Origin of the sequence: Streptococcus sp. HN38, assembly GCF_028335765.1 — a bacterium.
Lineage (GTDB): Bacteria > Bacillota > Bacilli > Lactobacillales > Streptococcaceae > Streptococcus > Streptococcus suis_P.
Genome location: NZ_CP116604.1, coordinates 2,002,756 through 2,015,515, shown reverse-complemented (window position 1 = coordinate 2,015,515; position 12,760 = coordinate 2,002,756). Strand labels below are relative to the sequence as shown.

The 12,760-nt window shown below is 41.1% G+C and carries 9 protein-coding genes and 1 pseudogene; 7 read left to right on the top strand and 3 right to left on the bottom strand.

Annotated elements, in window-relative coordinates:
* Positions 1 to 48: 48 nt before the first annotated feature.
* Positions 49 to 975, bottom strand: coding sequence for a site-specific integrase (locus PHA78_RS09795; RefSeq protein WP_002942550.1), 927 nt, complete (start codon positions 973 to 975; stop codon positions 49 to 51).
* Positions 976 to 1,096: 121 nt separating this feature from the next.
* Here PHA78_RS09795 and PHA78_RS09790 point away from each other — a divergent pair, with 121 nt between their 5' ends.
* The 6 genes from PHA78_RS09790 to PHA78_RS09765 all read left to right on the top strand — a co-directional run bounded on the left by PHA78_RS09790 (position 1,097) and on the right by PHA78_RS09765 (position 9,113).
* A complete protein-coding gene (locus PHA78_RS09790; RefSeq protein WP_024378914.1) occupies positions 1,097 to 1,672 on the top strand; it encodes a restriction endonuclease subunit S in 576 nt (191 codons plus the stop codon).
* Positions 1,665 to 4,871 (top strand): type I restriction endonuclease subunit R, encoded by a 3,207-nt coding sequence (locus tag PHA78_RS09785; protein ID WP_024376500.1) that lies wholly within the window; start codon positions 1,665 to 1,667, stop codon positions 4,869 to 4,871. Before PHA78_RS09790 ends, PHA78_RS09785 begins: the two co-directional genes overlap by 8 nt.
* A 107-nt stretch (positions 4,872 to 4,978) precedes the next feature.
* Positions 4,979 to 6,199, top strand: coding sequence for a restriction endonuclease subunit S (locus PHA78_RS09780; RefSeq protein WP_272158102.1), 1,221 nt, complete (start codon positions 4,979 to 4,981; stop codon positions 6,197 to 6,199).
* A 12-nt stretch (positions 6,200 to 6,211) separates the two neighbouring features.
* Positions 6,212 to 6,880 carry a Fic family protein gene (locus tag PHA78_RS09775; protein ID WP_024376498.1) on the top strand — a complete coding sequence of 223 codons (669 nt, stop codon included), beginning with the start codon at positions 6,212 to 6,214 and terminating at the stop codon, positions 6,878 to 6,880.
* 107 nt (positions 6,881 to 6,987) lie between these two features.
* The gene (locus PHA78_RS09770) at positions 6,988 to 7,479 is read left to right on the top strand and encodes a restriction endonuclease subunit S (RefSeq protein ID WP_238601436.1); all 492 of its coding nucleotides are present in this window, start codon (positions 6,988 to 6,990) and stop codon (positions 7,477 to 7,479) included.
* 44 nt (positions 7,480 to 7,523) lie between these two features.
* On the top strand, positions 7,524 to 9,113 hold the full coding sequence (locus tag PHA78_RS09765) for a type I restriction-modification system subunit M (RefSeq protein WP_029185336.1): 1,590 nt from the start codon (positions 7,524 to 7,526) through the stop codon (positions 9,111 to 9,113).
* A 49-nt stretch (positions 9,114 to 9,162) separates the two neighbouring features.
* Here PHA78_RS09765 and serS read toward each other — a convergent pair whose 3' ends face one another.
* Together serS and PHA78_RS09755 are read right to left on the bottom strand one after the other, a co-directional pair.
* Complete coding sequence (gene serS / locus PHA78_RS09760; RefSeq protein ID WP_024376871.1) at positions 9,163 to 10,437, bottom strand: serine--tRNA ligase; 1,275 nt, start codon at positions 10,435 to 10,437, stop codon at positions 9,163 to 9,165.
* A 214-nt stretch (positions 10,438 to 10,651) separates the two neighbouring features.
* Positions 10,652 to 10,840 (bottom strand): annotated as a pseudogene (locus PHA78_RS09755) (DUF956 family protein); the annotation flags it as partial.
* 124 nt (positions 10,841 to 10,964) lie between these two features.
* On the opposite strand from PHA78_RS09755, the gene PHA78_RS09750 reads away from it, so the two are divergent.
* Positions 10,965 to 12,719, top strand: coding sequence for an IS1634 family transposase (locus tag PHA78_RS09750; protein WP_272158099.1), 1,755 nt, complete (start codon positions 10,965 to 10,967; stop codon positions 12,717 to 12,719).
* Positions 12,720 to 12,760: the final 41 nt, after the last annotated feature.

Sequence of the window (12,760 nt, the reverse complement as noted above, 5' to 3'; positions counted from 1 at the left end):
TCTTTTGCTATTGTCAGTAAAAGCCTTGTCACGATAGAGATAGGAATGTCAACAAAGTCCTGACAGTGACCGCATAATTAAATCAACATCTTGGTTTTCCAACTCACGAATGATATGAAGATAGGTTTTTTGGGTCGTTGTTATGCTTGCATGACCAAGTCGTCTAGCAACACTTGCGATAGAGACCCCGGCAAATAATAAAATAGATGCATGGGTGTGTCGCAGGGCATGAATGGTGATGACAGGAAGGTTTGCACTTAGGCAACGCTTTTCAAGAATGGCATTGATGGTAGAGTTGTATATCCGCTCTTTCTTCACGAAAAGTAGGTCATCAGGTTGGGCGTGCTGCAATAAGTTGGCGAATTGGGTGCTGGTTTGCCAGTCGAGTTGGATTTTTCGAATTGAAGATTTATTTTTTGTAGGTAAAAATCCGCCGTCTCCTTTATAATTCCATGTTTTATCAATGGTCAATAGCTGTCGGTGAAAATCAAAATCTTGAGTAGTGAGAGCAAGGGCTTCGGAGAATCGAATACCTGTTTTAGCAATCAATAAGATGAGCCAATCCCAATTCAGCTCCTCTCCGAGACGTAATTCTTGTATCAACTGATGAAGTTCAAATTGGTTGAGGTATTTTGTCTTTTTCTTTCGAGGAAGTCTTCCTTTGATAATCACCTTACGTGTCGGATCTCGTTCAATAATTCCTTCATCTACAGCGTCTAAAATAGCTCCTTTCAACTGGTGATGAAAATCCATGGTTGTCTGTCGTTCATGTGTTTTAGCATAGCTGTTAATCAATTCTTGGTAACGAACCCGATTCAAATCTTCCAACAACAGACTAGGAGCAAGCCTGATAAGCCACTGCAATGTCATTCTATATTTCTTGAGAGTGACTTCTCGAATGGCTCCTTCCTTGTAAATCCGTAGCCAATTTGCATAATAGTGATGGAAAAGCAGTTTTTCTTTTGATAAGTTCATAGCAGAACCTCCTTTTTTAATTTTTATAAATTACATAATTTATTGACATATTTCTGAGAAGATGCTATATTAAGTTTAGCGAAAAAATGTAATTATGAAAAATTTCAAAGAAAGGAAAATTATGAAACTAGAAGAATTGGCTCTCTTTACGGGAGGTAGTTTACAGGTTCGCTTGGATACTACCAGCTGGGAAGATGCTAGAGACTATATCCTCTACAATCAGCAACATCATCAATTGGATGGTTATGAGGTGATAGAAGAAGTGATAGATAGTCGGACCGTGACGACAGATAGAGAAGTGACCTTGCTAGAGGAGGGAGACTTACTCTTTAGTTTACTATCGGGGAAGGCTGTTTTAGTGAGAGCGGAGCACGCAGGCTTACTCTATACACAGAACTATATCAAAATTGAGCCCATTGCAAAGCTGGATAAGGTCTTCTTGCTGTATCTGATCAATGAATCCTCGGCTATTAGACGGCAGTTTTACCAAAGCTTACAGGGGAGTGAGGTAATGAAATATACAGTCAAGCAACTGAAAAGTTTACAGCTAGGCGCCTTGCCTCCTTTAGATAGTCAGCAGAAACTAGGAAAGATTTATTTAGATGGATTAGCCTTACGGCAGAAGCGGCAAGCTTATGCGCAAGGAGATTTTTTACGACTAACATATTTGTTAAAGGAGGTTTACACATATGAATGAATTAGCATTTGAAACAGAATTGATTCAATATATTACGACAGGGACTATTACACAGCCGGAGCACCTAGAAGGTCTAGAATGGTCTGTCAGTGATTCTTCGACCCTGTATGCAGTCAAATCTAAACTGTGGACTTATGAGCCGGGTATCAAGACAACGGAGCAATTATGGGAAAATTTTCGTAATATTCTCTGGCAACACAACCAACATCGATTGGACAAACCCTTGAGCGATACCGAGTTTGCTCAAGTCAAGCAGATTATTTCAGATCTAAAGACACCTTATGAGGCTGGTCAGTTTTTATATGGAATTAGCGGTGTTTCCGAATTGGAAATTACACTTGATGATGGACGGCATACATTTTTGACAGTATTCGACCAACGTAAGATAGGTGGTGGGGACACTGTCTACCAAGTGGTGAACCAAATCCGTAGGACTCCTAAAATCCCTGGACGACGAGAATGTATATTCGATACAACCTTGTTGATTAATGGCTTACCTATTATTCAGATTGAAGAGAAAAAGGATACGGTAGATGTGGACAAGGCATTGAACCAAATGCACCAATATATCCAGGAACGGCAATATACGGATATTTTTTCTACCTTGCAGATTCTAGTCGCTATCGCCCCCAACAATGTTCGCTATATGGCCAATACCACTGCGGAAAAATTTAATAAGGACTTTGCTTTCCACTGGCAGCGTAAATCTGACGGTAGTAAGGTTCGGAATTGGAAAGAATTTGCGGATTCCATGCTCAGCATTCCTATGGCCCATCAGATGGCGACCAACTACATGATCTTAGACGGGACACCGCAGAAACAAATGCTGAAAGTCATGCGTCCCTATCAAGTTTATGCCACTCAGGCGGTCATTGAGGGGATAAAAAAAGTCGATTTTGAACTAGGCTGTAACAAGGTTGGCTACATCTGGCATACGACAGGCTCAGGGAAGACGATCACTAGTTTTAAAACAGCTTGGCTGGCAAGTCGAATGCCCAAGGTAGACAAGGTTGTCTTTCTAGTGGATCGTATCGCATTGACCAATCAGACTAAGGATGATTATCTGGCTTATGATCCAGAAGCTGGGGAGAATAGTTTTGGCAGTATTCGAGAAACTCAAAATACCACAGCCTTGGCACGGCAGTTGACTAGTAAGGATAGTGGGATTATCGTTACTTCTGTGCAAAAATTGGATACACTGGTGAAGAGAAAATCCTTCAAATCACCAGATAAGCATATCGTGTTTATCGTTGACGAAGCTCATCGCTCAACTGGTGGAGATAGTTTTGCAGGGATTCAAAAAGCCTTTAAGAAAGCGGCTTGGATTGGCTATACAGGAACTCCCAACTTAGATGATACAGGTGCTAGTCTGCGGACGCAAGATATTTTTGGTCCTCTTCTTCATGCCTACACTATTAAAAATGCCATTAGTGATCGCAATGTACTAGGGTTTAAGGTGGATTTTGAGACAACCATTGATCAGGAAAAACTAAAAACAACTTACTTACCAGATTTTTATCGGCAAAAATATCCGAAGTGGACAAGTGCACAGATTGAAGAAAAGATTGCCAATCTAAGTCCGGATGATATGGATGATGCGGTGACTTCTAGCATCTATGACGAAAATCCAGAGCATGTTCGATTGGTAGTCGAAGATGTCTTCAAACACTGGGCAAATCGCTCTGGCAGTGGCCGTTACAATGCCTTGTTCACCACCCACGTAGGTGGAGGCAGGGCCTCCACACCCATGGCTATGATGTATTTCCGAGAGTTTCAACGAATCAATCAACTGCATCGAGAGCAAGGAGGTCTGGTCTTGAAGGTGGGAGTGACCTTTGCCTTGAATACTCAAAATAATGATAGTATGGTCGAGTCAAATACTGGTTTGCTTGAAGCTATTACGATCTATAACACAGAATTTGGGACATCCTTTGGCTTGTCAGATGTTGCCTCTTATACAGAGGACCTGGTTAGTCGCCTTAATAGAACAGCCAAGGACAAGAACTACTTAGATTTGGTGATTGTCGTGGATCAGTTGTTGACAGGTTTCAATGCTCCTGAGCTCAATACTCTTTATGTTGACCGAACCCTAAAAGGAGCCAGTCTTATCCAGGCCTATTCTCGTACCAATCGTGTGGAGGATATGGATAAAAAACCTTTTGGACGGGTGGTCAATTACCGCTGGCCAGCTCATAATGAGAAATTGATGAATCAGGCCTTGGCCATCTATGCAGATGATAGTGCTGCCGATTTATCAGATGCGGAACAAAAAAATAACAATGAAAAAAATGGACTGGTGGCTAAGCCTTTCAAGGATGTATTTGCTGAAGTCAAACAAACGGTCGACCAATTGAGAGAGTTGACGGGTGATTTCAATGATATTCCGAAGTCTGAGAAAAAGCGTGAGGCTATGTTAGAATTGCTCCGTGCTTACAATCAAGGATTGTCTAAGCTGAAACAGTATCAGCCAGAGGAGGTTGATGGGGTGATTGAAGGATTTGATTACAATCAGCCGGACCGCTTTATTGAAAGTTTGGGAATGTCTGTAGAGGAAGAAAACCTTTTGACGACAGTCTTAGCCAACGAATTGAAACGAACCTTGGCGAAAGAACAAAAAGTTAGCATTCACCAAATTGAACTCAAGATGACTCACATCAAGGAAGTGACAATTGACTACGATAAATTGACCGAACTGGTTGAGCTCTTGCTGAATCAGGTTCACGAAGAGAAGATGGTAGAAGCCGCAGCTACCAGGGATGAATTGGATAGATTTGCAAGCGGTTTGGAAGACCTCAACTATGCTGACCAGATCCGTCAAACAGGGGATGCAATCTATCGAGGTGATTTTCCGACACAAGATATGAACTTTGCTTATCCAGTCAAGGGGATTGATAGTCAGAAGATTATCCAAGAAGCCTCGCATGTTTACATTGACAAGAAGCTCTTTGCATTCCGAATCCAATGGGGCTTGACGGAACATATCCGCAACCAAGAACTACGTGAGTTGTTGGCGAGACATCGATTTGGTCAGAATGACTTGGATGATACCGGACACTTACGTACCTTGATAAAAGAAGCTAGTCGCGATTACCAGACCTGGGCAGAAGGTGATGCTGTTAAAGGCTTGAGCAAGATTCAGTACCGTAATCAGTTGAGACAAGCTCTATATGATTTGGCCGACAACTTGGTTGGTCAATAGGTTGCGATTTTGTTGGATGGTAGCGTATAATAGAATGGAAATCGTCCGAAAAATTGCAAAAATAACTTTCAAAAATAAAACAAAAAGAGAGTAGAAAAGGAGGGACTATGACAAAAGAAAAATCAACAGTACCACGATTGCGCTTCCCCGGATTCACGGACGCTTGGAAACAGCGTAAGTTTTCTGATTTAGCAGAAGTTCGTAGGGGACTAACATATTCTCCATCAGCTATACGAAGCCACGGTGTGCGTGTGTTACGTTCTTCAAATATTAACGAAGATACATTTGTTTTTGGAGAGGATGATGTTTTCGTCGATAAAAGTGTAGTAAAAATTCCCTTAGTGGAAGAAGGGGATATATTAATAACCTCTGCTAATGGTTCGAGTAGATTAGTGGGCAAACATTCTATTATCAAAGGTTTGCCTAGTAATTCCGCAATACATGGTGGTTTTATGTTATTAGCATCATCTAAAGTACCATGTTTTCTCAATGCATTTATGAGTTCAACTTGGTATCACAAGTTTATTGGTTTGTATGTTGCGGGAGGAAATGGAGCAATCGGAAACTTGAATAAGAGTGACCTAGATGAGCAGATTGTTTTAGTCCCCACCCTCCCCGAACAAGAAGCCATCGGCAGCTTCTTCTCCGACCTAGATCAGCTTATTACTCTTCATCAGCGAAAATTAGATGATGTTAAAGAATTGAAGAAGGCTTTGTTACAGAAAATGTTTCCGAAAGGGAATGGAAACGATTTTCCTGAGCTAAGATTCCCAGAATTTACGGACGCTTGGAAACAGCGTAAGTTGGGGGAATACTTTGTAGAGAGGTTAGAATGTTCAGCTGAGGGGGAGTTGCTATCAGTAACTATAAGTGATGGGGTCAGAAGATTTTCAGAGCTTGGTAGAAAAGATAATTCAAGTGAAGATAAAACGAAATATAAGGTGTTGAAGCAAGGAGATATTGTATATAATTCTATGCGAATGTGGCAAGGGGCATCTGGTTATTCTATATACGATGGAATAGTTAGCCCTGCCTATACAGTATTAATTCCAACTTATCTTAGTTATGCGTTATTCTTTTCCTATTTATTTAAGAGAAGTAGTTCACTACAAATTTTTCAGGTGAATTCACAAGGTTTAACATCTGATACATGGAATCTTAAATATAAACCCTTTAGCAATATAGTATTCCCGGCTCCCACCCTCCCCGAACAAGAAGCCATCGGCAGCTTCTTCTCCGACCTAGATCAGCTTATTACTCTTCATCAGCGTCAGTTGGATCATCTGAAACTGTTGAAAAAAGCCTTGTTACAGCAGATGTTTATATAGAAAGAGGTCAGTATGACATATTCGCAGGATTATTTAGATGACCTTCTGGTACGAATGGCCTATCATTCCAGCGGGATTGAGGGGAATACCATTTCTCTGCCTGAGACGGTTTCGATTATTTTGGAAAGTACGCTACCTGGCAAGCACAAGAGTATCCGTGAATTTTACGAGATTGAAAATCACAAACAAGCCTTCCAAGCTCTGCTATTTGCCTTAGATAATGGGGAAGAGCTGAGTTTGGGACTGGTTAAGGATATTCATGCCTTGTTGATGGACCGCCTACAGCATGATCGGGGGCAGTTTAAGTCGGTGCAAAACGCTATTATTGGTGCGACCTTCAAGACTGCATCGCCAGAGGAAACGCCTTTTCTCATGCAACAGTGGGTGGACAATGCCAACTATCGCTTGGGGTTGCCTTTGGAAAAAGCTGAGCTGTTAGAGGTGTTGGCAGATGTGCATATTCAGTTCGAGCGTATTCACCCATTTAGTGATGGGAACGGCCGGACAGGACGGCTGATTTTGATGTTTCAAAGTATGCTCAAATTGGGAGCACCCGTACTGATTAGTAAGGAAGATCGAGCTCTTTATATGGAGTTGCTAGCGGAACAAGATGTGACTGGATTATCCCAATTACTCAAACGCTCCTTGGAGTTTGAACAAGAACGAAAAGACCAGTTTTAAGTCGAGTTTTCAGAAAGCGACTTTCAATCGGAACTATTATTTTTGCCTGAAAATACAATGAAAGCTCTGCTTTCACAACTACTTGGAAACAGCGTAAGTTGGGGGAAGTGGCGGAAAAAATTAGTCAAAAAAATCTAGATAGACAGTATGTAGAAACTTTTACAAATTCTGCTGAATTCGGTATCATTTCTCAGAGGGATTTCTTTGAAAAAAATATCTCTAGTTTGGATAATATAAGTGGATACTATATTGTGAGTCCTGATGATTTTGTATATAATCCAAGGATTTCAAATTTAGCTCCAGTTGGTCCAATAAAGCGGAATAAATTGGGAAGAGTGGGGGTTATGTCGCCTCTTTATACTATATTTAGATTTTCAGATATACATTTGGATTTTGTAGAGAAGTATTTTGACACAACAATTTGGCATAGATATATGGAGCTGAATGGGAATAGTGGAGCTCGCTCAGATAGATTTGCCATTAAAGATTCAGTTTTCAAAGGTCTACCTATTCCCCTCCCCACCCACCCCGAACAAGAAGCCATCGGCAGCTTCTTCTCCGACCTAGATCAGCTTATTACTCTTCATCAGCGAAAATGAGATTTTGAGTAAAAAATGAAACAACATGAAAGGATTACAAAAACATGTCAAAAACTATTCAAGCCATTACCAATCAGATTTGGTCCATGGCCAATGAATTGCGAGGGAACATGGATGCTTCGGAATATAAGAACTATATCCTAGCCTTCATGTTCTATCGCTACCTATCTGAGCATCAAGAGCGTTTCTTGGTGGAAGATGAAATTATCAGTCCTGCTCCAGGAGAAACTGTTCAGGATGCCTATGCACGAGAAGCAGTTGGGAATGACTTGGTGGAGTATTTGGAAAATACAGCTTCTCACCTTGGATACGCGATTGCACCAGAAGATACCTGGGCAAGACTGGTAGCCAAAATTGATAACAGTGAGATTGTAGCGAGTGACTACCAGACGATTTTCGATCATTTTAACGCCAATGTAGAACTCAATCAGGATGCTATGGAAGATTTCAGAGGCGTCTTTAATGACATCAATCTAGGTGACTCTCGTTTGGGCAATTCAACGGTTGCGCGTGCAAAATCCTTGAACAGTATTGTGAAGCTGATTGACAGCATTGAGTATAAAAATGATGAAGGAAAGGATATTCTGGGGGAAATCTATGAGTATCTTATTGGACAGTTTGCCGCTTCGGCAGGTAAAAAAGGTGGAGAATTTTATACCCCGCATCAAGTAAGTAAGATTTTAGCCAAGATTGTTACTTTAGGTTTGGAAAAATCAGATACTAGCTTCTCTGTTTACGATCCAACCATGGGTTCAGGGTCTTTGCTACTAACAGTGCGTAATGAACTACCTCAGGGCCAACATATCAAATTCTATGGCCAAGAAATGAACACAACTACTTATAACTTGGCGCGGATGAACCTGATGATGCATCAGGTCGGCTACAGCAATATGATTTTGAATAATGCTGATACCTTAGAAAGTGACTGGCCGGACGGGGTGGATGAACTTGGAATCGATCAGCCACGTAGTTTTGATGCGGTCGTCGCAAACCCACCCTACTCTGCTAAATGGGACAATCGTGAGTCCAAACTGAAGGATCCACGGTTTATGGAATACGGTAAGTTAGCACCAGCTTCTAAAGCGGACTTTGCCTTTATCTTACACAGTCTTTATCATCTGAATAATACAGGAACCATGGCCATTGTTTTACCACACGGAGTGCTCTTTAGGGGAGCAGCAGAAGGTCATATTCGCAAACTGATTATTGAGAAAAATTACCTGGATGCAGTTATTGGCTTGCCAGCTAACCTGTTTTATGGCACAGGCATTCCAACCACTATTCTAGTCTTCAAAAAAAATCGTCAGACCAAGGATGTCTTCTTTATCGATGCGAGCAAGGAGTTTGAAAAAGGGAAGAACCAGAATCACCTTTCCAATGACATGGTAGAAAAAATTGTAGAGACCTATCACAATCGTCAGTCTGTTGACAAATATGCTCATTTGGCATCAATAGAAGAAATTGTAGAAAACGACTACAATCTAAATATTCCTCGTTATGTCGATACTTTTGAGGAAGAGGAAGAGATCGATCTCGGGCAAGTAACGCAGCAACTAGAACAAGATAGACTAGAGATTCGGGCTCTAGAAGATAAGATTCGTCAACAATTAAAGACTTTGGGAGTAGATTTTTAGATAAATGAAAAGAGCGAGTAGAATTTTCCTCGCTCTTTCTTTGTATATCTTAAGGCTTAATCACATCAACCCCACCCATGTATGGACGGAGAACTTCTGGAATGGTGACAGAACCGTCTTCATTTTGATAGTTTTCAAGGATTGCCGCAACCGTACGGCCAACTGCCAGGCCAGATCCGTTGAGGGTGTGGAGCAATTTGACCTTGCCGTCAGCAGCATCGCGGTAACGGATTTGGGAACGGCGGGCTTGGAAATCTTCTGTGTTGGAACAGCTGGAGATTTCACGGTAGGCATTTTGGGCAGGGATCCAGACTTCCAAGTCATAGGTCTTAGCAGCTGAGAAGCCCATATCGCCTGTACAGAGGGCTAACACGCGGTATGGCAAGCCTAATTTTTGAAGGATATTTTCTGCGTTTGCGGTCATTTTTTCCAATTCATCGTAAGACTGTTCTGGTGTGGCAAATTTGACCATTTCAACCTTGTGGAATTGGTGGAGGCGGATCAGACCACGGGTATCACGACCAGCAGAACCAGCTTCAGAACGGAAAGATGGACTCATGGCTGTGAAGTAGATTGGTAGGTCTTTTTCTTCCAAAATCTCGTTGCGGTAGTAGTTGGTCAATGGCACTTCCGCAGTTGGGATGAGGACGAAGTTGGTATCCGCCAACTCAAAGGTATCTTCCTTGAATTTTGGATATTGTCCAGTACCAAACATAGAGTCATGGTTGACCATGTAAGGTGTGATGATTTCCTGGTAGCCTTCTGCGATATGCTCGTCCAACATGAAGTTGTAGAGGGCACGCTCCAAGCGGGCACCCAAGTTTTTGTAGAAGAGGAAGCGGGCACCGGTTACTTTTGCCCCACGTTCCCAGTCCAGAATATCCAGGTCTTCGCCCAAGTCCCAGTGTGCTTTTGGCTCGAAGCTAAATTCACGAGGAGTGCCCCAACGGCGAATTTCCACGTTTTCTTCTTCATCCGCACCAACAGGAACAGAATCATGTGGCGTATTTGGAAGAACAGTGAGAATAGCGTTCAATTTTTCATCGATTTCCAAAAGCTGAGCGTCTAAGTTTTTCACTTCCGCAGACAATTTCTGCATGGCAGCAATCTTGTCATCCGCATTTTCCTTGTTGCGTTTTGCTTGGGCAATCTCTGCTGAAACTGTGTTGCGCTCTGCTTTTAATTCTTCTACAGTGACCAAGATTTCACGGCGTTTTGCATCCAATTCCTTGATGTCTGCCAAGGTTTCGGCAGCCACACCACGAGTAGCTAATTTGGCAGCCACTCCGTCAAAATCTGTACGAATACGTTTGATATCTAGCATAGATGTCTCCTTTAGAATAAAAAACACAGAATGAGAGATGCTGGAGCGATAGTTACCGCGGTTCCATCCAGCTTCACATTCTGTGCACTTTAAGTATGTCATTTTTAGCCAACGGTAGAATTTCATATCCCTTGTTTATCTGCTCACAGCGACCGCAGACTTTCTGAAAAACGCCTGATATTACTTATCCGTTTGTTTTATTATACTTGATTTTTTATTTTTTTGCAAATAGATTTGAGATTTTCTGTCCTAGAATTTGCAGGAGAGTTGGCAGTTTGACAACTTTCTCATTGCCAATATGTTCACGAGCAATTTTTAGAATTTTACCAGAATCTTTAGAAGCAAAAAGGAATTTGCCGCTATCAGTATAGACTTCGAAGTGGCGACTGATTTTTCGGGAGTTTGACAGTTTGAAACCACCAAAAGTGTCACAAACGTTGATGTGACGCTATTTTTTTGTCAAATTCTCGCACATTTTTATTGCGTACTTTCTCGTACTGTGGTATAATAGAGTGAGGTGCGAATCTATGAGAGTTAAAAAATCAGTATCTAAAAATACAATCAATTATGCCATTATCAAAGATATTAAGGTTGGAAATAAAAGAACTTCTACCATTGTCGAAAATCTCGGCAATCATGAAACTCTTCAACAGCTACATCCCGAAATGGAACCTATGGAATGGGCAAAATTGCGGGCTAAAGAGTTAACCGAACTTGATAAAGAAGATAAACAAGAAATCTTAATCAAACTTCATGAGAATAGGCAGTTGAAACAGGACCAACGAAATGAGTATCATGGGGGATATTTGTTTCTACAGAATATCTATTATCAGTTGGGCTTGGATAAAATCTGTCGCGATATTCAGAAAAGGTATCACTTTAGTTTTCAATTAGATACCATTCTTTCTCGTCTCCTCTACGGCAGAATCCTATTCCCATCCTCTAAACGATCTACCGCTCATTTTTCACAAACTCTCCTAGAACCTAAAACTCTGGAACTCCAGCACCTCTACCGAGGATTAGAAATTATTGCCAAAGAGACGGATTTCATTCAGGAACAACTCTATAAAAACTCAGCTGCTCTTTCCTCTCGTAAGACAGATGTTCTCTATTACGACTGTACAAATTTCTATTTCGAAATTGAGGAAGAAGATGAGGAGGGGCAACTGAGACAATATGGCTATTCTAAGGAACATCGACCGAATCCAATCGTTCAAATGGGGCTGTTTATGGATTCTCAAGGAATTCCATTAGCTTTCTCCGTCACACCTGGTAATACGAATGAACAAACGACTATGAAACCTTTGGAGAAGAAGATTATCAAGGATTTTGAAAAAGCTCAATTTGTGGTCTGTACAGATGCTGGACTATCTTCTATTGGAAACAAACGCTACAATAATATCAGCGGGAGAGCCTTTGTCACAACTCAATCTATCAAAAAGTTAAAGAAAGAAGACAAAGACTGGGCTACAGCTTCTACAGGTTGGCGGTTGATGGGAGATAAGTCCGAGACATTCTATGATATTTCTGCACTAGATGAAAGTAATCAAGACTTTCTCTATAGACAAGTCTTTTACAAAGAATGCCCCTTACCACAAGATGGGCTAGAAGACCAACGATTGATTGTAACCTTCTCAGCTAAATACAGAGATTACCAAAGAAAGATACGCGAACGCCAGATTCAACGTGCCTCAAAATGGATTGGAAAACCAGCTGACTACAAGAAGAAACAATCTACAGATCCTAAGCGTTTCCTAAAAGTAACAGAGACAACAAGGGATGGAGAAATAGCTGAGAAAACGTTTATTGAGTTGGATGAAGAACGAATTGTTTCTGAAGCTAGATTTGATGGAATTTATGCGGTAACAACAAACTTAGACGATACGATTGAGACCATTGTTTCCATTAATCAGAGAAGATGGGAAATTGAAGAATGTTTCCGTATTATGAAGCATGAATTGAAAGCTAGACCAGTTTATTTAAGTCGAGAAGATCGCATTTCTGCTCACTTTACAACTTGCTTTCTTGCTCTTATACTCTATCGTTACTTAGAGCTGGCGGTTCAGAAGCAATTCACATGTACTGAACTCATTGAAACCTTACGTTCATACACCTTTAAGTATCTGCCTGGTTTTGGTTATCTACCTAACTACACTCGGACGGCTATTACTGACCAGCTGCATCAGACATTTGGATTCAGAAGTGATTATCAAATTCTAAGCGAAAAAAAGATGAAAAAAATTTTACAATCGTCAAAATCGAGAAAAAGTACGCATTTTTGATATAAAAAGAAAACCTCGCTAAACCCTTGATATGCATAGGG